19 protein-coding genes are annotated in these 23,785 nt (G+C 53.4%); 3 read left to right on the top strand and 16 right to left on the bottom strand.

Translation table 11 applies throughout. From position 1 onward, the window contains the following. Positions 1-5: 5 nt before the first annotated feature. From dnaE to rpsB, 16 genes are all read right to left on the bottom strand, one after another. Positions 6-3,488 (bottom strand): DNA polymerase III subunit alpha, encoded by a 3,483-nt coding sequence (gene dnaE / locus NA624_RS06150; protein WP_001294832.1) that lies wholly within the window; start codon positions 3,486-3,488, stop codon positions 6-8. Positions 3,489-3,511: 23 nt separating this feature from the next. Continuing rightward, positions 3,512-4,108, bottom strand: a complete 597-nt coding sequence (gene rnhB, locus NA624_RS06145) for a ribonuclease HII (protein WP_000569411.1) — start codon at positions 4,106-4,108, stop codon at positions 3,512-3,514. After that, on the bottom strand, positions 4,105-5,253 hold the full coding sequence (lpxB, locus tag NA624_RS06140; protein WP_000226531.1) for a lipid-A-disaccharide synthase: 1,149 nt from the start codon (positions 5,251-5,253) through the stop codon (positions 4,105-4,107). The genes rnhB and lpxB overlap by 4 nt, the downstream gene beginning before the upstream one ends. After that, on the bottom strand, positions 5,253-6,041 hold the full coding sequence (lpxA, locus tag NA624_RS06135) for an acyl-ACP--UDP-N-acetylglucosamine O-acyltransferase (protein ID WP_000565950.1): 789 nt from the start codon (positions 6,039-6,041) through the stop codon (positions 5,253-5,255). Before lpxA ends, lpxB begins: the two co-directional genes overlap by 1 nt. A gap of 3 nt (positions 6,042-6,044) precedes the next feature. Beyond that, a complete protein-coding gene (gene fabZ, locus NA624_RS06130) occupies positions 6,045-6,500 on the bottom strand; it encodes a 3-hydroxyacyl-ACP dehydratase FabZ (protein ID WP_000210741.1) in 456 nt (151 codons plus the stop codon). 105 nt (positions 6,501-6,605) lie between these two features. Further along, on the bottom strand, positions 6,606-7,631 hold the full coding sequence (lpxD, locus tag NA624_RS06125; protein WP_001139265.1) for a UDP-3-O-(3-hydroxymyristoyl)glucosamine N-acyltransferase: 1,026 nt from the start codon (positions 7,629-7,631) through the stop codon (positions 6,606-6,608). 3 nt (positions 7,632-7,634) lie between these two features. Next, positions 7,635-8,120 (bottom strand): molecular chaperone Skp, encoded by a 486-nt coding sequence (gene skp, locus NA624_RS06120; RefSeq protein WP_000758966.1) that lies wholly within the window; start codon positions 8,118-8,120, stop codon positions 7,635-7,637. Positions 8,121-8,242: 122 nt separating this feature from the next. Next, positions 8,243-10,657 carry an outer membrane protein assembly factor BamA gene (bamA, locus tag NA624_RS06115; protein WP_001240928.1) on the bottom strand — a complete coding sequence of 805 codons (2,415 nt, stop codon included), beginning with the start codon at positions 10,655-10,657 and terminating at the stop codon, positions 8,243-8,245. A gap of 31 nt (positions 10,658-10,688) precedes the next feature. Continuing rightward, complete coding sequence (gene rseP / locus NA624_RS06110; protein ID WP_000949020.1) at positions 10,689-12,041, bottom strand: sigma E protease regulator RseP; 1,353 nt, start codon at positions 12,039-12,041, stop codon at positions 10,689-10,691. An 11-nt stretch (positions 12,042-12,052) separates the two neighbouring features. Further along, positions 12,053-12,910, bottom strand: coding sequence for a phosphatidate cytidylyltransferase (gene cdsA / locus NA624_RS06105; protein WP_000922422.1), 858 nt, complete (start codon positions 12,908-12,910; stop codon positions 12,053-12,055). 12 nt (positions 12,911-12,922) lie between these two features. Beyond that, positions 12,923-13,681: a (2E,6E)-farnesyl-diphosphate-specific ditrans,polycis-undecaprenyl-diphosphate synthase gene (ispU, locus tag NA624_RS06100; protein ID WP_000947413.1), complete on the bottom strand. Its 759-nt coding sequence runs from the start codon at positions 13,679-13,681 to the stop codon at positions 12,923-12,925. A gap of 312 nt (positions 13,682-13,993) precedes the next feature. Further along, positions 13,994-15,190, bottom strand: coding sequence for a 1-deoxy-D-xylulose-5-phosphate reductoisomerase (gene ispC, locus NA624_RS06095; RefSeq protein ID WP_000811899.1), 1,197 nt, complete (start codon positions 15,188-15,190; stop codon positions 13,994-13,996). Between the two features lie 141 nt (positions 15,191-15,331). Then, positions 15,332-15,889 carry a ribosome recycling factor gene (gene frr, locus NA624_RS06090; RefSeq protein WP_000622423.1) on the bottom strand — a complete coding sequence of 186 codons (558 nt, stop codon included), beginning with the start codon at positions 15,887-15,889 and terminating at the stop codon, positions 15,332-15,334. Between the two features lie 146 nt (positions 15,890-16,035). After that, complete coding sequence (pyrH, locus tag NA624_RS06085; RefSeq protein WP_000224567.1) at positions 16,036-16,761, bottom strand: UMP kinase; 726 nt, start codon at positions 16,759-16,761, stop codon at positions 16,036-16,038. A 144-nt stretch (positions 16,762-16,905) separates the two neighbouring features. Beyond that, positions 16,906-17,757 (bottom strand): translation elongation factor Ts, encoded by an 852-nt coding sequence (gene tsf / locus NA624_RS06080; RefSeq protein WP_000808106.1) that lies wholly within the window; start codon positions 17,755-17,757, stop codon positions 16,906-16,908. A 257-nt stretch (positions 17,758-18,014) separates the two neighbouring features. Continuing rightward, positions 18,015-18,740, bottom strand: coding sequence for a 30S ribosomal protein S2 (rpsB, locus tag NA624_RS06075; protein WP_000246886.1), 726 nt, complete (start codon positions 18,738-18,740; stop codon positions 18,015-18,017). Positions 18,741-19,190: 450 nt separating this feature from the next. On the opposite strand from rpsB, the gene map reads away from it, so the two are divergent. The 3 genes from map (at position 19,191) to dapD (ending at position 23,749) form a co-directional block, all read left to right on the top strand. Next, complete coding sequence (map, locus tag NA624_RS06070; protein ID WP_001018214.1) at positions 19,191-19,985, top strand: type I methionyl aminopeptidase; 795 nt, start codon at positions 19,191-19,193, stop codon at positions 19,983-19,985. Positions 19,986-20,222: 237 nt separating this feature from the next. Beyond that, positions 20,223-22,895, top strand: coding sequence for a bifunctional uridylyltransferase/uridylyl-removing protein GlnD (gene glnD, locus NA624_RS06065; RefSeq protein ID WP_001094519.1), 2,673 nt, complete (start codon positions 20,223-20,225; stop codon positions 22,893-22,895). Positions 22,896-22,924: 29 nt separating this feature from the next. After that, positions 22,925-23,749 carry a 2,3,4,5-tetrahydropyridine-2,6-dicarboxylate N-succinyltransferase gene (gene dapD / locus NA624_RS06060; protein ID WP_001186673.1) on the top strand — a complete coding sequence of 275 codons (825 nt, stop codon included), beginning with the start codon at positions 22,925-22,927 and terminating at the stop codon, positions 23,747-23,749. Positions 23,750-23,785: the final 36 nt, after the last annotated feature.

The following is a 23,785-nucleotide window of genomic DNA, read 5'->3' as shown; positions in this document are numbered from 1 at the left end:
CTGTATTAGTCAAACTCCAGTTCCACCTGCTCCGAACCAATGAGGCCACGCAGATCGTTAAGTAAACGATCGCTCGGAGAGACACGCCACGTTGCGCCAAAACGCAGCCGCGCACGCGCATCCGCCCTCTGATAGTAGAGATGTACTGGAATGGTCCCCGAGCGGTGGGGTTCCAGAGACTGACGGAGTCGGTTTAAAAGCTGGTCATCAATTTGCCTGTCCGTCAGCGAGATAGCAAGCCCGCGAGCGTATTTTTCGCGAGCTTCGTCAATATCCATCACTTCGCGGGCGGTCATTTTAAGCCCCCCGCTGAAGTCATCAAAGCTGACCTGTCCGCTGACGATAAGTATGCGGTCTTTTTCCAGCAACTGCTGGTATTTATCCAGCGCGTCGGTAAATAACATCACTTCCAGACGCCCGGAACGGTCATCCAGCGTACAGATGCCGATACGATTGCCGCGCTTGGTGACCATAACCCTTGCGGCAATCACGAGCCCCGCAGCCGTGGTGACTTTACCACGTTCTGTCGGATGCATGTCTTTGAGCCTTACCCCGCCGACATAGCGCTCAATTTCTTTTAAATACTGATTGATGGGGTGGCCCGTCAGGTACAGCCCCAACGTTTCACGTTCCCCATCTAACACCACCTGCTCCGGCCACGGCTGGCAGCTGGCATAGGATTGCTCGATTTGCTCCGGCTCTTCCGCCAGTACGCCGAACATATCCGCCTGACCGATAGCTTCCGCTTTGGCGTGCTGGTCGGCGGCTTTCAGCGCATCGCCCAATGAGTTCATCAGCGCGGCGCGGTGCGGCCCCAGGCGGTCGAACGCCCCGGACATGATCAGCTTTTCCAGCACCCGGCGGTTGAGCTTTTTCGTGTCGGTCCGCGCGCACAGATCAAACAGTTCGCGGAAATAGCCGCCCTGATTACGCGCGTCGATGATCGCTTCGATCGGCCCTTCGCCGACGCCTTTGATCGCGCCGATGCCGTAGACGATCTCGCCCTCATCGTTAACGTGGAAATGGTACAATCCGGAGTTAATATCCGGCGGCAGAATTTTCAGTCCCATCCGCCAGCACTCGTCCACCAGGCCGACGACCTTCTCGGTGTTGTCCATATCGGCAGTCATCACCGCCGCCATAAATTCAGCCGGATAGTGCGCCTTTAGCCATAGCGTCTGATAAGAAACCAGCGCATAAGCGGCGGAGTGCGATTTGTTAAACCCGTAACCGGCGAATTTCTCCACCAGGTCAAAGATTTTCATCGCCAGTTCGCCGTCGATACCGTTCTTTTTCGCGCCCTCTTCAAAAACGGAACGCTGTTTGGCCATCTCTTCCGGCTTTTTCTTACCCATCGCACGACGCAGCATATCCGCGCCGCCGAGAGTATACCCGGAAAGTACCTGGGCAATCTGCATCACCTGTTCCTGATACAGAATGATGCCGTAAGTCGGCTCCAGTACCGGCTTCAGGCTTTCATGCTGCCACTGAACGTCCGGGTAAGAGAGTTCTTCACGACCGTGCTTACGGTCGATAAAGTTATCTACCATCCCTGACTGCAACGGGCCGGGACGGAACAGGGCCACAAGCGCGATCATATCTTCAAAGCAGTCCGGCTGCAGACGTTTGATCAGATCTTTCATGCCGCGCGATTCAAGCTGGAAGACCGCCGTGGTTTCCGAGCGCTGCAGCATGTCGAAGCTTTTTTTATCGTCCAGCGGAATGGCGGCGATATCCAGCGGCGGCTCGCCGTTTTTCTCGCGCCGCTTGTTGATCATCTCCAGCGCCCAGTTGATGATGGTCAGCGTACGCAAACCGAGGAAGTCGAACTTCACCAGCCCGGCATATTCCACGTCGCTTTTATCAAACTGGGTAACCGGATGCTTGCCCTCTTCATCGCAGTACAGCGGCGCAAAGTCGGTAATTTTGGTCGGCGCGATGACCACGCCGCCAGCGTGTTTACCGGCGTTACGCGTGACGCCTTCAAGCTTACGCGCCATATCGATCAGCGCTCTGACCTCTTCATCCGCCTCGTAAATTTCCGGCAGTTGCGGTTCCGCTTCAAAGGCTTTTGCCAGCGTCATGCCCGGATCGGGCGGCACCAGCTTCGAGATACGATCGACAAAACCGTACGGATGCCCCAGCACGCGTCCCACATCGCGGATAACGGCTTTCGCCGCCATCGTACCGAAGGTGATAATTTGCGATACCGCATCACGCCCGTACATGTCTGCGACGTGCTCAATCACCTGGTCGCGTTTCTCCATACAGAAGTCAACGTCGAAGTCAGGCATCGAGACACGTTCCGGGTTCAGGAAACGTTCGAACAACAGGTCAAATTCCAGCGGATCAAGGTCGGTAATTTTCAGCGCGTAGGCCACCAGCGAACCGGCCCCGGAGCCACGTCCCGGCCCTACCGGCACGCCGTTATCTTTTGACCACTGGATAAACTCCATCACGATGAGGAAGTAGCCAGGGAACCCCATCTGGTTGATAACCTGTAGTTCAATATCCAGACGCTCGTCATATTCCGGGCGACGCTTTTTGCGCTCTTCTTCGTCCGGAAACAGGAAAGCCAGACGCTCTTCCAGCCCCTCTTTCGATTTTTTGACCAGATAATCTTCGGTGGTCATATCGCCGGTCGGGAACTGCGGCAGGAAATATTCACCCAGACGCACCGTTACGTTGCAGCGTTTGGCAATCTCCACCGTATTTTCCAGCGCCTCCGGAATATCGGCGAACAGTTCGCACATCTCATCGATGCTGCGCATATATTGCTGCGGCGAGTAATTGCGCGGACGCTTAGGATCGTCAAGCGTGAAACCGTCGTGGATCGCGACACGAATTTCATGGGCGTCAAAATCATCGCTTTCAAGAAAACGGACATCGTTTGTCGCGACAACCGGCAAACCACGTGCCTCAGCCAGTTCAACCGCAGCATGGAGATAGGTCTCTTCATCCTGTCTGCCGGTACGGATCAGTTCCAGGAAGTAGCGATCGGGAAAATGCGCTTCATAGAAAGCAACGCACTCCTCCACCAGCGCCTGGTTGCCGCGTAGCAGACAGCGGCCTACGTCGCCCATGCGCCCGCCGGAAAGCAGGATCAAACCTTCTTTAAGCTCTACCAGCCAGTCGCGCTCAATAATCGGGCCTGCCGCGCCGTAGCCGCGCTGATACGCTTTCGAGATCAGCAACGTCAAGTTCTGGTATCCCGTATTATTCGCCGCCAGTACCGTCAGATGAGTCAGCTCATCTCCCAGCAGTTCGTTGTGAACGTTAAAGTCCGCCCCGACGATGGGTTTAATGCCCGCGCCATGACCCGCTCCGTAGAACTTCACCAGACCGCAGAGGTTGGTAAAATCGGTGATCGCCAGCGCAGGCATACCTAATGAGGCCGCCTTTTTCACCAGCGGCCCGGTCTTCGCCAGCCCATCGATCATAGAGTAGTCGCTGTGCACCCGCAGGTGAACGAAACGTGGTTCAGACATCTTCAGATTTCTCGATACAAGAATCAGGACACAAGTCCCAGAGCGCGTTTAACAGGCGCAAAACTGCGTCGGTGGTGCGCCGTCGCGCCATACTGTGCCAACTTTTCCAGATGAAAAGCGGTTGGATAGCCTTTGTGCTGCGCAAAGCCATACTGAGGAAAAACGATATCCAGCGCCGCCATTTCTGCGTCGCGGGTGACTTTCGCCAGAATAGACGCCGCACTAATCTCCGCCACGCGGCTGTCGCCTTTCACCACGGCCATTGACGGCACAGGCAGCGCCGGACAGCGATTGCCGTCGATCAGCACATATTCTGGCGCAATATGCAGACCAGCGACAGCGCGCTGCATGGCGAGCATGGTGGCATGCAAAATATTCAGCTCATCAATTTCATGCGCTTCCGCGCGTCCCAGACTCCAGCTTAACGCCTTTTCTTTAATCTCGTCATACAATGACAGACGACGCTTTTCAGACAATTTTTTGGAATCATTCAGACCGACGATCGGACGAGCCGGATCGAGGATCACGGCGGCGGTCACTACGGCGCCCACCAGCGGGCCACGGCCCACTTCATCCACACCCGCCACTAAATGGGTGTGTGGATAAACAAATTCGATCATTGTGCTAACTCCAGGACGGCATCTGCCGCCTGCTCATCGGCATTACAGCGGATCTGCTGATGCAATTCACGGAAGGTGTCGTGCATCGCATGGCTGGTTTTACCGTTCGCCAGTAGCGGCAACAGCGCTTCGGCGAGTTTTTGCGGTTCGCACTCTTCCTGCAACAGCTCTTTGACTAATTCTCTTCCCGCCAGCAGGTTAGGCAAAGACACATACTCCGTTTTTACCAGACGTTTCGCCAGCCAGAAAGTGAAGGGCTTCATACGATACCCCACTACCATCGGGCATTTTGCCAGCATACACTCCAGTGCCGCCGTACCCGAGGCCAGCAGAGCCGCGTCGCTGGCGATCATCGCCTCGCGCGCCATGCCGTCCAGCAAATGAACGGCGAGATCCGGCGCAACCTCCGCTTTAATTTTTTCAAACTGCTCGCGGCGTTTCGCGTTCACCAGCGGCACGACCACTTCCAGATCGGGATAGCGCTGTCGCAGCAATTGTGCGGTTTTCAGGAAGTCGGCGCTGAGCATTTCCACTTCCGCGCCACGGCTGCCTGGCAGTAGCGCCAGACAATGGGCGTCATGCGGGATACCCAGCACGTCGCGCGCCGCATTTTTATCCGGGTCCAGCGGCATTGCATCCGCCATGGTGTGACCGATAAAGCGGCACGGGACGTTAAATTTATCGTAAAACGCTTTTTCGAAAGGCAGAAAAGCCAGCACCATATGGGTGGATCTGCCTATTTTGAAAACGCGTTTCTGTCGCCAGGCCCAAACAGACGGGCTGACATAATGAATGGTCTTAATCCCTTGTTTTTTCAGATTACCTTCGAGGGTAATGTTGAAATCAGGGGCATCAATCCCGACAAAGACATCGGGCTTGAGTTCGGTAAAACGACGGGTCAGATCGGCGCGGATATGCAACAAACGGCGTAAACGACCGAGCACTTCAACAATGCCCATGACCGCCAGCTCTTCCATTTCGTACCAGGCTTCACACCCTTCGGCCTGCATACGCGGCCCCGCAACGCCCACAAAGCGGGCGTTGGGTACGCGCGCTTTCAGCGCACGAATTAAGCCTGCGCCAAGAATATCGCCGGACGTTTCACCGGCGACCAGGGCAATCGTTAAAGGACGCTGTGCCACCATTAACGAATCGGACCGCGCGTTGAACGCTCAAAGAACTCGGTAAACGCCTTCACTTCCGGATGCTTTTCAGCAAGTTCAGCGATTTCCAGCTTCGCTTCGTCGAGCGTTTTACCACTGCGGTACAACAGTTTGTAGGCATTACGAATCGCCACCAGCCCTTCACGGCTAAAGCCGCGACGCTTCAGCCCTTCGATATTTACCCCGAACGGCGTCGCATGGTTACCCTGCGCAATCACATACGGAGGGACATCCTGCGCCACGCCGGAGCAGCCGCCGACCATCACATGCGCACCGATAATGCAGAATTGATGAACTGCCGTCATACCGCCGATGATCGCAAAATCATCGACTGATACGTGCCCCGCCAGCGTGGCGTTGTTGGCGAGGATACAGCGATTACCTACCGTACAATCATGTGCGACATGCGCATTGATCATCAGCAGGTTATCGCTACCCACCTTCGTCAACCCACCGCCCTGCACTGTACCACGATGAATGGTGACGCTTTCGCGGATGCGGTTACGATCGCCAATTTCCACACGGGTCGGCTCACCCGCATATTTCAGATCCTGGTTCACTTCACCGATGGAGGCAAACTGATAAATCTCGTTGTCGCGGCCGATTTTGGTTTGACCATTCACGACCACATGAGACTTCAGTACGGTTCCCTCACCAATTTCGACCTGCGGCCCAACAATACAAAAGGGACCAATGTGGGCATTAGCGCCAATTACAGCGCCGTCCTCCACAATGGCGGTAGGATGAATAAAGGCGGATTTATCAATCACGAATCAGGCCTCCCGGCTACGAGCACACATCATGGTTGCTTCGCACACGACTTTACCGTCGACCAGCGCAACCCCTTTAAAGCGGGTCAGGCCACGGCGCGTTTTCTCGAAAGTGACTTCCATGATCATCTGATCGCCTGGCACAACCGGACGCTTAAAGCGCGCTTCATCAATACCCGCGAAATAATACAGTTCGCCAGGTTCCAGTTTACCAACGCTTTTAAACGCCAGAATACCGGTTGCCTGCGCCATCGCTTCCAGAATCAGCACGCCTGGCAAAATCGGTTTGCCCGGGAAATGCCCCTGGAAAAACGGCTCGTTGACGGAGACATTTTTCACCGCACGCAGAAAACGACCTTCTTCAAAGTCCAGCACGCGATCGACCAGTAAAAACGGAAAACGGTGCGGCAGAAGCTCTAAAATCTCTTCAATCTGCAGAGTATGAGTGTTAGTAGTCAAAATACTCTTCCTGTCCAAATATACAAAAAGGCAATAATAACACGGCCTGCCGCAATCGTATGAATGTGACAGGCCGGAAAAGAATGGCAACTACAAGGCGGAACGTTAGTCTTGTTGATTAACCTTGCGCTCAATCGCTTTGAGACGCTTGCTCATATCATCAATGTTCATCACCAGTGCAGCAGTTTTACGCCATACTTTGTTGGGTTGCAGCGGAATGCCTGAGGAGTAGACGCCCGGTTCCGTGATGGGACGCATCACCATACCCATGCCAGTTACCGTGACTTTGTCGCATATTTCCATATGCCCATTGATCACGCTGGCGCCGCCAATCATGCAGTAACGGCCAATCTTCAGGCTACCCGCCATAATGACGCCACCGGCAACTGCCGTATTGTCGCCAATCACGACGTTATGTGCAATCTGGCACTGATTATCAATAATCACGCCATTGCCAATAACAGTATCATCCAACGCGCCACGGTCAATGGTGGTACAAGCGCCGATCTCGACACGATCGCCAATAATGACCCGGCCCAGTTGTGGGATCTTCACCCAGTTGCCACGATCGTTAGCGTAGCCAAAACCGTCCGCGCCGATCACCGTACTGGACTGGATCAGGCAATTCTCACCGATCTGAATGTCGTGGTAAATCGTTACGTTCGCCCACAAGCGTGAACCCGCCCCGATTTTGCTATTTTTTCCGACGAAACAGCCTGCGCCGATAACCACGTTATCGCCCAGTTGTACGCCAGATTCAATCACCGCATTCGCGCCGACTGAAACATTGCTACCCAGCGTTGCCGTCGCATCAATCACGGCGCTTGGCGCGATATTCTGCGCGGGCTGCGGCGTAGTATCTAAAATTTGCGCCATGCGCGCGTAGGTCAGGTAGGGATTTTTAACTACCAGCGCCGCGCTCTTAGCAAAAGGAAGATCGTCCTGCGTCATGACAACCGCAGAAGCCTGGCATAAACCTAAGTGTTCACGGTACTTAGGATTTACCATAAACGTAATGTGGCCTGTTGTTGCAGATTGCATGGACGCAACGCCGGTGATGACGATATCGCCATCACCGTGTAATTCTGCATCCAACTGTTCTGCTAAGTCAGCCAGTCGAATTGAAGGCATTACTTATTTAACCTGTTTCAGTACGTCAGCAGTGATGTCTTTCACATCGCTGCTGTTGTAAGCAACGGTGTTTGCGTCTACCACCAGATCGATACTCTGGTCGTTAGCCACTTTTTTCACTGCAGTCTGGATACGAGTCACCAGTTTGTTGCGTTCTTCGTTGGAACGACGAGCGCGATCTTTCTCAAAAGCCTGCGCTTTTTGCGCGAAAGTCTGGCGCTGAGACATCACGTCTTTTTCCAGCTTAGTACGATCGCTACCTGCTTTCATGGATTGCAGACGCTGCATTTTAGATTGCAGATCAGTTTCCATTTTTTGCAGTTCAGCCGCACGGCCTTTAAATTCGTTTTCCAGTGTATTGGATACACCCGTCTTCTGCGCAACCTGTTGGAACAGATTACCCATGTTGACGATTGCAATTTTGTCAGCAGCCTGTGCGGACGTTACCATCGCCAAACCAAGACCTGCAGCTAATAACCACTTTTTCACAATAAACTCCTTACCATCCCATTTGCACCCGAAGGTACAGCTCTTTGCGTGGCCTGGCGATCCCTGGGGGCATCGCCAAAAGTCATCGCTACACTACCAATGCATTCCTTTGCAGTGAACAATTACCAGGTTTTACCAATGTTAAACTGGAACTGCTCGGCTTTGTCTCCATCGTACTTTTTAAACGGCTGGGCGTAGGAGAAGACCAACGGCCCCAATGGGGACATCCATTGTAATGCGATACCCGCGGACATACGGATGTTGCCTGGATCGCTGTAATCCGGTACATCTGACGGCGCAGATGACGGATCCCAGTTCGTATCCCAAACGGTACCCATATCCCAGAAGAAGGAGGTACGAACCGAGTTGGCATACTTGTCGCTGATGAACGGCGTCGGGGTAATAAATTCCAGGCTGGCGACAGCCATGGCATTACCACCTACCGCATCATCTGATTTACAGCCTGATTCCTGAGTACAGTCTTCGTAATCATCATTATCGTCCCCACTAGTGTGGGCGCCATTTTTATAGACCGCTTTCGGGCCGATAGTATTCGACTGGAAACCACGCACGGTACTGGAACCACCGGCATAGAAGTTCTCATAGAACGGCATTTCCTTGCCGCCTAAACCATCGCCATAACCCCAACGAGTACGCCCCAGAACCACCCACTTGTGATCGTTATCAATAGGCACATAGGTCGCGGTATCCAGCGACACTTTGTAGTATTCGTTGTCGGAACCTGGAATCGTCACCTTACCCGTCAGGTTGACTCGCGAGCCGTCCGTCGGGAAATAACCACGGTCAAGCTTGTTATAGGTCCAGCCGTAGTTAAAGGTGAAGTCATCAGCGGCAAAACTGCTGGTATCAGCAGATTGTCCCATCGACTCAAGATAACGATCCATCGCGATCTGCGGCTGCATGTTGGACAGTTTGTTATGGACATAACCCAGACCAGCACGCAACGTGTTGTACTCGTTGATGGGGAAGCCAAGCGTCACGTCCGTACCGTAACTCTTGTTGGTATAGTCGGACAGGTCTGCATCGTCCGCCTGGAAGTCGTTATAGAAGATACGACCACCGAGGCTCACGCCATCAACGGTAAAGTATGGGTTAGTAACGGACAGTTCGCTGTAGGTCTGGTAGTCGTTTTTGGTGCCGTTAATCCCCACGGAATAACCGGTACCTAACCAGTTGTCCTGCTGAACGCCGGCCTGGAAGCTCACGCCGCTTTCTGTACCGTAACCGATACCGAAGTTGAAGCTACCGGTGTTGCGCTCTTTCACCTTGTACACCACATCAACCTGATCCGGGCTACCCGGAACGCGCTGCGTGTCGGTGTCGACGGTTTCAAAGAAGCCGAGACGGTTCAAACGCTCTTTCCCCTGGTCAACCAGGTCGCTGCCCAGCCACGCCCCTTCCATCTGGCGCATTTCACGGCGCAGAACGGAATCTTTTGAGGTATCGTTGCCTTCAAAGCGGATCTTACGCACGTAGAAACGGTTGCCCGCATCGACGTTTACGCGCAGTTTTACGGTTTTGTCAGCATCGTTAATTTCAGGCTGTGACTGCACGCGCGGATAGGCGTAACCATAGCGACCCAGAAGCTTTTTGATGTCATCTTCCATTTTGGTCACTTTGGTGCCGTTATAGAGCTCGCCCGGTTCAATTTTCGTCAGTTTCTCAATTTCAGCGGAATGTCCGGCCAGGTTACCGCTCACCTGAACCCCGGAAAGCTTGTACTGATCGCCTTCGGTGATATTGACGGTGATGTAGATCCCTTTCTTATCCGGCGTCAGACTCACTTGCGTGGAGTCAATATTGAAACGCGCGTAGCCGCGATCCAGATAGTAGCTGCGCAAGGTTTCAAGGTCGCCCGCCAGCTTCTGTTTCTGGTATTTACGATCGCCGACGACGTTCCACCACGGCACTTCGTCACGCAACTGGAAATGAGAAATGAGTTCTTCGGTGCTAAAGGCATGGTTACCGACGATGTTGATCTGTTGGATCTTCGCCGATACGCCCTCCTGGAACACCAGTTTAAGATCAACACGGTTGCGCGGCAGCGGCGTGACGACCGCCTTAACGCTGGCGCTGTATTTACCTACGCTATAGTAAAAGTCTTCCAGACCTTTTTCGATATCAGACAGCGTGGTGCGATCCAGAGACTCGCCAACACGTACGCCAGACGCTTCGAGGTTTTGCTTGAGCATGTCATCTTTCACCGACTTGTTCCCGGAGAAAGTGATGCTGGCAATGGTCGGACGTTCTTTTACCTGAACCAGAAGGGTATTACCATCGCGCAGGACGCGGACGTCCTCAAAGTTGCCGGTGGCGAACAGAGCGCGAATGGTGTTACTGATATCTTCATCATTAACCGTGTCGCCTGTGCGCACCGGCATACTGAGGAGAGCCGCACCAACGGCGACTCGCTGCAGGCCTTCGAAATGAATGTCCTTCACTACGAACCCTTCAGCACCGTATACGGTGGCGCTGCTGAACAGCAGCGACGCTATGAGCAACTTTTTCATCGCCATCGTTATTATGCGTTCTTCCTAACTAACTCTCTTACAACCGAGAGAAATCATTGAAAAGTGCAAGCCCCATTAACAACACCAGCAAAATCGAGCCAATGCGATAACTAAAGTCTTGAACCCGCTCGGATACCGGCCCGCCCTTAAGCTTTTCAATCGCCAGGAACAGCAGATGACCCCCGTCAAGAACGGGCAGCGGAAACAGGTTAATTATCCCTAAGTTCACGCTGATTAGCGCAAGGAACATCAGGTAATAAATCACCCCGAACTCCGCTGACATCCCAGCCCCCTGAGCGATAGAAATCGGCCCACTGAGGTTGTTCAGTTTCACATCACCGGTTATCAATTTACCCAGCATACTGACCGTCAGCTTCATCAACTGCCACGTCTTATCCGTGGCTTCGAGGATGGCGCTAAAAGGCCCATACTGGCGTATAGTCTTGTACTCTTCCGGCAGAGGAATAATTTTAGGCACCACGCCTGCAAACCCTTCCGCCTTTCCGTTAACCGATTTCGTATCCGGCGTTAACGTCAACGACAAGGCGCTCCCCTGCCTTTCAATCTCTAACGCTAACGGCTTACCGGGATTATCGCGTACAAACGTCACGAATTTCATCCACTGCGTTAACGGCTGACCATCGACTTTAACGATCCTGTCGCCCGCTTGCAAACTCGCTTTACTGGCTGCGGAATTCGCCTGCACTTCTGACAGTACCGGTTCAATCTGTGGCCCGCGGGGCCGAATCCCTAAAGAAGATACAGGATCTTGCTTATCAGGCTCAAATGCCCAGTGACGTAAATCAAGCGTTTTGTCCTGCCGCTGGTCGCTGCCAAACGGCGCGACGCTCACCGTCGTCTGCTGATCGCCAATTTTGGACACCAGTTGTAAACGCACGGCATCCCAATCAGGGGTTTCGATACCATCAACGGCTTTAAGTTCCGTACCAGGCGCAATTTGCGCCTGCGCAGCAATCGAGTTGGGCGTTATTTCGCCAATGACCGGACGAACGCCAGGGACGCCGATGATAAAGACCAGCCAGTAAGCAAAGATAGCAAAAATGAAGTTCGCAACCGGACCTGCGGCAATAATTGCAGCGCGCTGGCCCACCGTTTTGTTGTTGAAGGCGTGACGACGCAATTCCGGCGCTACCGGTTCGGCGCGTTCATCCAGCATTTTGACGTAGCCGCCCAGCGGGATCAGGGCGATGACATACTCGGTGCCGTACCGATCGGTACGACGCCAGAGCGCTTTGCCAAAGCCGATGGAAAAGCGCTCAACTCGCACACCGCAGCGCCGGGCAACCCAGAAATGACCAAATTCATGCACAGTGATCAGCACGCCCAGTGCGATGATGAATGCAGCCAGATTCCAGAGAATACTCAGCATAAAACCTTCCGTTAGAGCGTCCTGAACACCAGTAACAACAGGCAAGCAAAGACCGGTACGGCAGCCGTCAGGCTGTCAATTCGGTCCAGAATGCCGCCATGGCCTGGAATCAAGTGGCCGCTATCCTTAATTCCTGCTTCGCGCTTAAACATACTCTCGGTGAGGTCGCCCAGTACAGAAGCCAGAGCCGCCACCACAGAGCAAATCAGCAAGATAACAGGCGCAACATTCAGATTCGCCCACATACCGTAACCCCATGAGATCACGGCAGCCGTAGCAAGCCCGCCGATAAACCCTTGCCAGGTTTTACCCGGGGAAACCTTCGGCGCCAGCTTATGTTTGCCAAATAATTTACCAAACATATACGCGCCAGAGTCCGCTCCCCAGACCAGGATCATGACATAGAGTAGCCATATTGCGCCACTGTAATGATTCTCGTCATAGTGCCAGGCGCGCAGCGCCAGCATTCCCCAGAAAAATGGCACAATAGTTAACAAACCGAAAATGAGACGCAATGTTTTTGAGTTGCGCCAGATTGCCGCCGAACCGGGATAAAATAGCACCAGCAGTAGCGCGACAACCCACCATCCTAACGATGCCCAAAGCGACATCTCAACCAGCGGTTGACGAATGTTGTGATGATACTCAGGCAACAAAAATAGCATCAGCGCCAATAACAGACCACACAGCACCGCCAGCCAAACCCGCTGTGAACGCGCGGCGAAACCGCTTAACTGTCCCCATTCCCACGCGGCCAGCATACAGACAACCAGCGTAATAATGGCGAACCCCACCGGCGGCAATAAAAAAAGCGCAGCGATGACCGCGGGTATTAACACAAAAGCAGAAATCAGGCGATACTTCAGCAAAAGCAACCCCCATCAGGCTTTGTCATCACCAGGCTCGGTACCGCCGAAACGACGCTCTCGATTAGCAAAGGCATGCAGCGCACCTTCAAAGTCTTGTTCATCGAAATCGGGCCAAAGAACATCCGTAAAGTAAAGTTCGGCATAGGCAATTTGCCAAAGCAAAAAGTTACTAATGCGATGCTCTCCCCCAGTCCTAATTACTAAATCCACAGGCGCCAGCTCATGCATACAGATTTGCTGGCCTAGTCTCTCTTCATCAATCTGATCGGGGCGCAGCACTCCAGCCTGCACCTGTTCCGCCAGTTGTCGGACTCCCTGGACAATATCCCAACGTCCGCCGTAATTCGCAGCGATATTCAGCGTTAGACCCGTATTATGGGCGGTAAGCGCTTCTGATTTGCGAATACGTTCTTGTAAACGTGAGTTGAATCGGCTGATATCGCCGATAATACGCAGGCGAACGTTATGGCGGTGCAGGCTTTTGACTTCGCTATCCAGCGCCCACACAAACAGCTCCATTAACGCGCTCACTTCCTGCGCCGGTCGGTTCCAGTTTTCACTACTAAAGGCATACAGCGTTAACGCATCAATACCGTTATTGGCAGCAAAAGAGACCGCTCGCCGGACGGACTTCGCCCCGGCTTTATGCCCAAAGGCCCGGATCTTCCCTTGCTTTTTCGCCCAGCGACCATTGCCATCCATAATTATTGCAACATGACGGCAGCCATGCGCTGGCAAATTTTCGCTTACTGGTTGAGTTGCAGACAACATAACGCGTTTTTTGTCCCTGAAAGGATTTAGCGGTACTCAGGAATACTGAAGCCTTTATACACATTCTCTTCGGTCCGCTTCGCGGATGGCTGCGCGTCATCGCCCCTGTCGTGCGCTGTCTGCGCACGCCGGGAACGTATTCGCCTGCCGTCCCGATGCGTCCTGAATGATTTTGTGTATCCACAAAAAAGCCGTGTAAAACCACGGCTAACCTGACCGAAAAAAGCCAAAAACCTGCGATCAGGTGGCGCAGACTATATCACCGAAGCCCAACGCTAACAAATAGCACGATCTTCTGTCGCGGGATAATCGTCAGCGTGAGAGCCGTATCACTTGTTTTCTGGCTACTTCACGCGCGATGGCGTCAACCTGCAATACGTCCTCAACGCTTGCCGGTTCCTGTAAATCCATCCTCTCCAGCACCGCTAAATTGAGCCCGGCGATATCGGTAAAACGAATCTGTTGCGCCAGAAACGCGGCAACGGTGATTTCGTTTGCCGCATTGAGCGCCGTCGTTGCCGCCTGACCTTGCTCAAACGCCTCCATCGCCAGCTTCAGGCATGGATAACGCTGATAATCTGGCGCGCTAAACGTCAGCGCGCTGAGTTTGCAAAAATCGAGCGGCTGCGCGCCGGACGCGACGCGATTCGGCCATGCCATCGTATGCGCAATAGGCGTACGCATGTCAGGTTCTCCAAGCTGCGCCAGGACGCTGCCGTCCTGATAACGCACCATCGAATGAATGACCGATTGCGGATGGATCAACACTTCCATCTGACGTGCGCTGGCATTAAATAACCAACGCGCTTCAATGTATTCCAGACCTTTATTCATCATGGTGGCGGAGTCGACGGAGATTTTCCGCCCCATCGACCAGTTCGGATGACGACATGCCTGATCCGGCGTCATCGCTGCCAGATCGCACATTGGCGTTTCACGAAACGGGCCACCAGACCCGGTAAGCAAAATCGACGTTACACCATTTTGCTCAAGGTCAGCGTATCCCAGATTATGCTGAATAGATTGCGGCAAACTCTGAAAAATCGCGTTATGTTCGCTATCGACGGGTAAAAGCCGGGCGTTGCTGCGTTTTACTTCGTCCATAAACAGCCGCCCGCAGGTCACCAGCGATTCTTTATTCGCCAGCAGAATCGTCTTCCCTGCGCGAATCGCCGCCAGGGTCGGCAGTAAACCAGCCGCGCCCACAATGGCCGCCATCACATGCCCGACCTCATCAAGCGCCGCCATCTCACAGGCAGCCTGCTGACCGCTCAGAACCTCGGTGCGGCTGCCATGCTGCTGAAGCATTATTTTGAGCTGTTCTGCGCTCGACGTATCGTCCATCACGGCATAACGCGGCGAGAATTCCAGGCACTGCTCCGCCATGCGGGCGACATTTTTACCCGCCACCAGCGCGATAACGCGGAAGCTATCAGGATTATGGCGCACCACGTCCAGTGTGCTGCAACCAATAGAGCCGGTCGAGCCCAGAATGGTTAATTGCTTCATGAAACGTCCAGAAGTGTTGAAACGGAATAAAAAGCAAAACGCCGCACAGGAGACCTGATAATGTCTTCTGCGCGGCGCTTTGTACACCACTCATCCGCCAGGTTTAGCGGTGGAATGAGTTTATATCTGCGTACAGATCAATCAGAACTGCATCAGTTCTGCTTCTTTATCTGCCAACGCCGCATCCACTTTCTTAATTGCCGCGTCGGTCATTTTCTGTACTTCTTCCTGAGAGCGACGATCGTCATCTTCACTGATCGCTTTATCTTTCAGCAGAGCTTTTACTTTATCGTTCGCATCACGGCGGACGTTACGAACGGCGACACGCGCCTGCTCCGCTTCGCCACGGACAATTTTCGTCAGATCTTTACGACGTTCTTCGGTCAGCGGCGGCAGCGGAACGCGAATGTCGGTGCCCGCAGAGCTTGGATTCAAACCGAGGTCTGACGCCATGATCGCTTTTTCAACGGCTGGCCCCATAGAACGGTCAAACACGTTAATTTTTAAGGTACGGGAGTCTTCTACCGTTACGCTTGCCAACTGGCGCAGCGGGGTCGGAGTGCCATAGTATTCTACGACAATACCATCCAGCAGGCTGGGAGAAGCACGACCCGTGCGCACTTTGCTGATTTGGGTTTTGAACGCTTCAACGCATTTTTCCATGCGTACTTCAGCATCTTTTCTGATATCGCTAATCACGTTACGAATCCTTGAAAACTAGTCTCAGTCAGACCAGACGGTCACACAATACAAAGATGTGCTAAGTATAGTCTCGTTTAATTTCTGCCAGGTAATAAGACCCGTCAATAGAACAGAATCTTACCCGTATTTGGCGCTCACGGGAATTATTCCGTGATTAACGTCCCTTCTTTTTCGCCCATCACCACACGACGCAGCGCGCCCGGTTTGTTCATGTTGAAAACACGAATCGGCAGTTTGTGGTCACGAGCCAGCGTGAACGCCGCCAGATCCATCACTTTCAGCTCTTTATCCAGCACTTCGCTGTAGGTCAGCTGATCGTACATGGTCGCGGAAGGATCTTTTGCCGGATCGGCAGTGAATACGCCATCCACTTTGGTCGCTTTCAGTACGACATCCGCTTCAATTTCGATCCCGCGCAGACAGGCCGCAGAGTCGGTAGTGAAGAACGGGTTACCCGTACCTGCAGACAGAATCACAACACGGTTATTACGCAGCAGGCTAATAGCCTCGGCCCAACTGTAGTTGTCGCATACGCCGTTTAAAGGAATTGCCGACATCAGGCGGGCGTTCACATAGGCGCGGTGAAGCGCATCACGCATTGCCAGGCCGTTCATGACGGTGGCCAACATGCCCATGTGGTCGCCCACAACGCGGTTCATCCCCGCTTTTGCCAGACCTGCGCCACGGAACAGGTTACCACCGCCAATCACCACACCAACCTGAATACCCAGTTCAACCAGTTCTTTGATCTCCTGAGCCATACGATCCAGTATGCTTGCATCAATACCGAAGCCTTCCGTACCCTGCAGAGCTTCGCCGCTTAATTTAAGCAGAATGCGTTTATAGACGGGTTTTGCATTGGTAGCCATGTTTCTTTCCTGAGACTGTCAACGATTGATATGAGTTAATTCCGGCGACATTGTACGTCGCATTTCAGCGCAGACGCCAAGCGTCGGCTGATTTTACAAGAGAGGCGCAAAAAGAAGCCGCCCTCAGGCGGCTCCTCAGGAAAATCAGGACTGCTTAGACATCGCAGCAACTTCTGCTGCAAAGTCAGTCTCGACTTTCTCAATGCCTTCGCCCACTTCAAAGCGGATGAAGCCAGTCACGTCAGCGTTGTGCTCTTTCAGCAGTTGGCCAACAGATTTGCTCGGTTCCATGACGAAAGGCTGACCAGTCAGAGAAACTTCGCCGGTGAATTTCTTCATGCGGCCTTCAACCATTTTCTCTGCGATTTCTTTCGGCTTACCGGACTGCATCGCGATGTCCAGCTGTACCTGGTACTCTTTCTCTACCACGTCAGCAGACACGTCTTCCGGCTTAACGAATTCCGGCTTGCTTGCCGCAACGTGCATCGCCAGCTGTTTAACCAGCTCTTCGTCAGCGCCTTTAGCAGCAACCAGAACGCCGATGCGCGCACCGTGCTGGTAAGAACCCAGAACGTCGCCTTCCAGGGAAGCTACGCGACGAATGTTGATGTTCTCGCCAATTTTCGCTACCAGAGCAACGCGCTCTTCTTCGAACTGCGCTTTCAGGACTTCTACGTCAGTGATTTTGCCAGCAACAGCGGCGTCCAGCACTTTGTCAGCAAATGCCTGGAAGCCAGCATCTTTAGCCACGAAGTCAGTCTGGCAGTTAACTTCCAGAATGAAAGCGACGTTACCGTCGATTTTGGTTTTGATTACGCCGTCAGCAGCCACGTTGCCTGCTTTTTTCGCCGCTTTGATAGCGCCGGACTTACGCATGTTTTCGATTGCCAGCTCAATGTCGCCATTCGCTTCAGTCAGCGCTTTTTTGCAATCCATCATGCCTGCGCCAGTACGCTCACGCAGCTCTTTTACCAGGGATGCGGTAATTTCAGCCATTCTAAAATCCTCGAAAGATTTGATCTGCCCGGCATCAAACCGCACAGATATAAAAGTGAAAAAGGGGGCCATATACAGGCCCCCTAACCAAACGTGATACTACCTGGTCTATAAGGGCTCTCCCCTTCATATTTCGAGCCGCAGGTGCGTTGCCTTCACTCGCTCATCCCGGTCACTTACTGATGTAAGCTCCCGGGAATTCTCGAGCTTGCCGCCTTCCTGCAACTCGAACTATTTTAGGGAGTTATCAAGCCTTATTACTCGGCTTCTACGAAGCTTTCTTCCGCCTGGGAAGCCAGATCCTGAGAACGGCCTTCACGAACGGTTGCAGCGACAGCGCCCAGGTACAGGCTAACAGCACGGATTGCGTCATCGTTACCCGGGATAACGAAGTCAACGCCGTCCGGATCAGAGTTGGTATCAACGATAGCAAATACCGGGATACCCAGGTTGTTCGCTTCTTTGATAGCAATGTGCTCGTGGTCAGCATCGATAACGAACAGAGCGTCCGGCAGACCGCCCATGTCTTTGATACCGCCCAGGCTGTTTTCCAGTTTCTCAAGCTCACGAGTACGCATCAGCGCTTCTTTCTTGGTCAGCTTTTCGAAAGTACCGTCCTGAGACTGAGTTTCCAGGTCTTTCAGACGTTTGATGGACTGACGAACTGTTTTCCAGTTAGTCAGCATACCGCCCAGCCAGCGATGGTTCACGAAGAACTGGTCGCAACTGTTAGCAGCTTCTTTCACCGCTTCGCTTGCAGCGCGTTTAGTACCAACGAAAAGGATTTTACCTTTACGAGCAGAGATCTTGTTCAGTTCAGCCAGAGCTTCGTTGAACATCGGTACAGTTTTCTCAAGGTTGATGATGTGAACTTTGTTACGCGCGCCGAAGATGAAAGGCTTCATTTTCGGGTTCCAGTAACGGGTCTGGTGACCAAAGTGAACACCAGCCTTGAGCATGTCGCGCATGGAAACAGTTGCCATGATTTAAAACCTCTATAGATTAAGTTGGGGTTATGCCTCCACGTATCCCATATTACCGACCCCAAAGGGCACCCCGGAATATGTGCCGATACGTGTGTGTTGTTACACAAAGTGAGATTTGTCGCTCCCGTCCATCGTGTGTAGTCTTCGAATGGATCGGAAGTCCGGCGCGCTTTATACCACAAATACGCCACCGACACCAATAATTGTTGGCACTCAGTGCTGAATTGAACGATGAATTTCGTGTTACAGGCAGGCGGCAAATTTTTGCATCCCCTGGAGCTTACGGCCAGTAAGTGACTGGGGTGAAAAAATGTCGCCAACGCACTTGTGGCACGAAAGGCGAAGTTCAGAATGATTCTCAATTTGGCAGGGTACACCCCTGACTGATACCATTGTCAGCACTTACACAATTATTGCCGAAATCATCGGCACTGATGGACAGAATTCATGGCTATCTCAATCAAGACATCTGAAGACATCGAAAAAATGCGCGTCGCGGGCCGTCTGGCAGCCGAAGTGCTGGAAATGATCGAACCGTATATCAAACCGGGCGTCACCACCGGCGAACTGGACCGTATCTGTAACGATTACATCGTTAACGAACAACACGCGATCTCCGCCTGCCTCGGCTACCACGGCTATCCGAAATCCGTCTGTATCTCTATTAATGAAGTGGTGTGCCACGGCATTCCGGATGACGCTAAACATCTGAAAGATGGTGATATCGTCAACATCGACGTGACCGTGATTAAAGATGAATTCCACGGCGATACCTCGAAGATGTTTATCGTCGGCAAACCGACCATTCTGGGCGAGCGTCTGTGCCGCGTCACGCAAGAGAGCCTGTATCTGGGCATCAAAATGGTGAAACCGGGCATCCGCCTGCGCACAATTGGCGCCGCCATCCAGAAATATGCCGAAGGCGAAGGTTTCTCCGTGGTACGTGAATACTGCGGACACGGTATTGGTCGCGGCTTCCATGAAGAACCGCAGGTGCTGCATTATGATGCAGACGATGGCGGCGTCGTGTTGCAGCCTGGCATGACCTTTACCATTGAACCGATGCTGAACGCCGGGGATTACCGTATCCGCACCATGAAAGACGGCTGGACGGTAAAAACCAAAGACCGCAGCTTGTCTGCTCAGTACGAGCATACTATTGTGGTAACGGAAAACGGCTGTGAAATTCTGACGCTGCGTAAAGATGACACCATCCCGGCGATCATCACACACGACGAATAATGTTTTGCCTGATGGCGATGCCTTCGCATCTTATCAGGCCTACAAATTACACCTTTACTCAAAATCATTCGAGTTGCCTCAAGGCGGCAAGAGAGTGAATCTTCAGGAGCGTACATAAGTACGTGACTGGAGTGAACGAGCGCAGCCAACGTAGAAGCAACTTGAAGGATGAAGAGTAAATACGTAGGCCGGATAAGGCGTTCACGCTACCATCCGGCTTTTTAATGGGTGGCGCATATGAATACTCTTCCTGAACAGCACGCGAATACCGCACTCCCCACCCTCCCGGACCAGCCGCAAAACCCTGGCGTCTGGCCGCGCGCTGAACTGACCGTCGCTGGTATCAAAGCCCGCATCGACATCTTTCAACACTGGCTGGGCGAGGCATTTGACAGCGGCATTTGTGCTGAACAGCTTATTGAAGCTCGTACCGAATTTATCGACCAGTTGTTGCAACGCCTGTGGATTGAGGCCGGTTTCGGTCAGATTGCCGATCTGGCGCTGGTCGCCGTCGGCGGCTATGGACGCGGCGAACTGCATCCGCTTTCCGATATTGATCTGCTCATTTTAAGCCGCAAAAAGCTGCCCGATGAACAGGCGCAAAAGGTCGGCGAACTGCTGACTTTATTATGGGACGTCAAGCTGGATGTCGGACATAGCGTACGTACGCTGGAAGAGTGTCTGCTGGAAGGTCTGTCTGATTTAACCGTTGCGACAAACCTCATCGAAACGCGTCTGCTGATCGGTGATGTCGCTCTGTTTCTGGCACTGCAAAAACATATTTTCAGCGAAGGTTTTTGGCCGTCCGACAAATTTTACGCCGCCAAAGTAGAAGAGCAGAACCAGCGCCACCAGCGCTATCACGGCACCAGCTATAATCTGGAGCCGGATATTAAAAGCAGCCCCGGCGGCCTGCGCGATATCCATACATTGCAGTGGGTCGCCCGACGTCACTTCGGCGCCACCTCGCTCGATGAGATGGTGGGGTTCGGCTTTTTAACCCCGGCTGAGCGCGCGGAGCTCAACGAGTGCCTGCATATCCTGTGGCGCATTCGCTTTGCGCTACATCTGGTGGTCAGCCGCTACGATAACCGCCTGCTGTTCGACCGCCAGTTAAGCGTCGCTCAACGCCTTAACTACAGCGGCGAGGGCAATGATCCGGTTGAGCGGATGATGAAAGACTACTTCCGGGTTACGCGTCGGGTGAGCGAACTTAATCAGATGCTGCTTCAGCTATTTGACGAGGCGATTCTGGCGCTGCCTGCGGATGAAAAACCACGTCCTGTTGACGATGAGTTTCAACTGCGCGGCACGCTCATTGATCTGCGTGACGACACGCTGTTTATCCGCGAACCGCAAGCGATCCTGCGCATGTTTTATATGATGGTGCGCAATAGCGCGATCACCGGCATCTACTCTACGACGTTACGCCATTTGCGCCACGCCCGCCGCCACCTGAGCCAACCGCTGTGTTACATCCCGGAGGCGCGCACTCTGTTTCTGAGTATGCTGCGCCATCCCGGCGCGGTCAGCCGCGGCCTGCTGCCCATGCATCGCCACAGCGTACTGTGGGCTTATATGCCGCAGTGGTCGCACATCGTCGGACAAATGCAGTTTGACCTGTTCCACGCATACACGGTGGATGAACACACCATCCGCGTAATGCTCAAACTGGAGAGCTTCGCGAAAGAAGAGACGCGCCAGCGCCATCCGCTATGCGTCGATCTCTGGCCGCGGCTTCCCCATCCGGAACTGATCCTGATCGCCGCGCTGTTCCACGATATTGCGAAAGGACGCGGCGGCGACCATTCGGTACTGGGCGCGCAGGATGTACTCACCTTCGCCGAACTGCACGGTTTGAACTCACGCGAAACGCAACTGGTCGCCTGGCTGGTGCGCCAACACCTGCTGATGTCGGTCACCGCCCAGCGCCGCGACATCCAGGATCCGGAAGTCATCAAGCAGTTTGCCGAAGAGGTGCAAACCGAAACACGGCTGCGTTTTCTGGTCTGCCTGACCGTCGCGGACATCTGCGCGACCAACGAAACCTTGTGGAATAGCTGGAAACAGAGCCTGCTGCGCGAGCTGTACTTCGCCACTGAAAAACAGCTCAGACGTGGAATGCAAAATACGCCGGATATGCGTGAGCGCGTGCGTCACCATCAGCTTCAGGCGCTGGCGCTACTGCGAATGGACAATATTGATGAAGCCGCGCTGCACAAAATCTGGACCCGCTGTCGCGCTAACTATTTTGTTCGTCATAGTCCAAATCAGCTCGCCTGGCACGCACGCCATTTATTGCAGCACGATCTGCGCCAACCGTTAGTGTTGCTCAGTCCGCAGGCCACGCGCGGCGGAACCGAAATTTTTATCTGGAGTCCGGACAGACCCTATCTGTTTGCCGCCGTCTGCGCCGAGCTGGACAGGCGTAATTTAAGCGTCCATGACGCGCAGATCTTTACCACTCGCGACGGCATGGCAATGGATACGTTTATCGTTCTGGAACCAGACGGCAGCCCGCTGGCGGCGGATCGCCATGACGTTATTCGCACCGGACTTGAACAGACCATTACGCAGCGTAGCTGGCAGCCGCCGCAGCCGCGTCGGCAACCGGCAAAGTTACGACACTTTACGGTCGAAACGGAAGTCAATTTTCTGCCCACCCATACCGACAGAAAATCATTCATGGAATTGATCGCGCTCGATCAACCTGGTCTGCTGGCCAGGGTCGGACAAATTTTTGCCGATCTGGGAATTTCGCTTCATGGCGCCCGAATTACAACCATTGGTGAACGAGTAGAAGATTTATTCATAATCGCCACAGCGGATCGGCGCGCGCTTAATAATGTGCTGCAACTTGAGGTGCAACAACGGTTGACAGCGGCCCTCAATCCAAACGATAAAGGGTAGTGTGTTTATTTATATGAAAGAGTTTAACAATGCAGCAGTTACAGAACGTTATTGAGACCGCTTTTGAGCGCCGCGCCGATATTACGCCGGCTAATGTAGATACCGTGACCCGAGAGGCGGTAAACCAGGTCATTTCTCTACTTGATTCCGGCGCGCTGCGTGTCGCAGAAAAAATCGACGGTCAGTGGGTCACTCACCAGTGGTTGAAGAAAGCGGTTCTGCTCTCTTTCCGTATTAACGATAACCAGGTTATCGACGGTGCGGAAAGCCGCTACTTCGATAAAGTCCCGATGAAATTCGCTGATTACGACGAAGCGCGTTTTCAGAAAGAAGGCTTCCGCGTCGTTCCGCCTGCAGCCGTTCGTCAGGGCGCATTTATCGCCCGCAACACCGTGCTGATGCCGTCTTACGTTAACATCGGCGCCTACGTTGACGAAGGCACCATGGTTGATACCTGGGCGACGGTGGGTTCCTGCGCGCAGATTGGTAAAAATGTTCACCTTTCCGGCGGCGTGGGTATCGGCGGCGTACTGGAGCCGCTGCAGGCTAACCCGACCATCATTGAAGACAACTGCTTTATTGGCGCGCGTTCTGAAGTCGTGGAAGGCGTCATTGTCGAAGAAGGTTCCGTCATTTCCATGGGGGTATACCTCGGCCAGAGCACCAAAATCTACGATCGCGAAACCGGTGAAGTTCACTATGGCCGCGTACCGGCGGGCTCCGTGGTCGTTTCCGGCAACCTGCCGTCAAAAGACGGTAAGTACAGTTTGTACTGCGCGGTGATCGTGAAAAAAGTCGACGCCAAAACGCGTGGCAAAGTGGGCATTAACGAATTATTGCGCACTATTGATTAAGCGAGTGAAAAGCGGGGGCGACAGCCCCCCTTTGCA

Source organism: Salmonella sp. NW38, from assembly GCF_051807745.1.
GTDB classification, from domain to species: Bacteria; Pseudomonadota; Gammaproteobacteria; order Enterobacterales; family Enterobacteriaceae; genus Salmonella; species Salmonella enterica.
The sequence above is the reverse complement of the archived record's forward strand: the minus strand, read 5'-3'. Positions and strand labels throughout refer to the sequence as shown.

Excerpts from the sequence above, each read along its gene's own strand:
- bamA (WP_001240928.1), bottom strand. The coding sequence starts at position 10,657 with ATGGCGATGAAAAAGTTGCTCATAGCGTCGCTGCTGTTCAGCAGCGCC.
- ispU (WP_000947413.1), bottom strand. The coding sequence starts at position 13,681 with ATGTTGTCTGCAACTCAACCAGTAAGCGAAAATTTGCCAGCGCATGGC.
- lpxB (WP_000226531.1), bottom strand. The coding sequence starts at position 5,253 with ATGGTGGCACAGCGTCCTTTAACGATTGCCCTGGTCGCCGGTGAAACG.
- dnaE (WP_001294832.1), bottom strand. The coding sequence starts at position 3,488 with ATGTCTGAACCACGTTTCGTTCACCTGCGGGTGCACAGCGACTACTCT.
- rpsB (WP_000246886.1), bottom strand. The coding sequence starts at position 18,740 with ATGGCAACTGTTTCCATGCGCGACATGCTCAAGGCTGGTGTTCACTTT.
- dapD (WP_001186673.1), top strand. The coding sequence starts at position 22,925 with ATGCAGCAGTTACAGAACGTTATTGAGACCGCTTTTGAGCGCCGCGCC.
- pyrH (WP_000224567.1), bottom strand. The coding sequence starts at position 16,761 with ATGGCTACCAATGCAAAACCCGTCTATAAACGCATTCTGCTTAAATTA.
- tsf (WP_000808106.1), bottom strand. The coding sequence starts at position 17,757 with ATGGCTGAAATTACCGCATCCCTGGTAAAAGAGCTGCGTGAGCGTACT.
- lpxD (WP_001139265.1), bottom strand. The coding sequence starts at position 7,631 with ATGCCTTCAATTCGACTGGCTGACTTAGCAGAACAGTTGGATGCAGAA.
- rseP (WP_000949020.1), bottom strand. The coding sequence starts at position 12,041 with ATGCTGAGTATTCTCTGGAATCTGGCTGCATTCATCATCGCACTGGGC.
- map (WP_001018214.1), top strand. The coding sequence starts at position 19,191 with ATGGCTATCTCAATCAAGACATCTGAAGACATCGAAAAAATGCGCGTC.
- ispC (WP_000811899.1), bottom strand. The coding sequence starts at position 15,190 with ATGAAGCAATTAACCATTCTGGGCTCGACCGGCTCTATTGGTTGCAGC.
- rnhB (WP_000569411.1), bottom strand. The coding sequence starts at position 4,108 with ATGATCGAATTTGTTTATCCACACACCCATTTAGTGGCGGGTGTGGAT.
- glnD (WP_001094519.1), top strand. The coding sequence starts at position 20,223 with ATGAATACTCTTCCTGAACAGCACGCGAATACCGCACTCCCCACCCTC.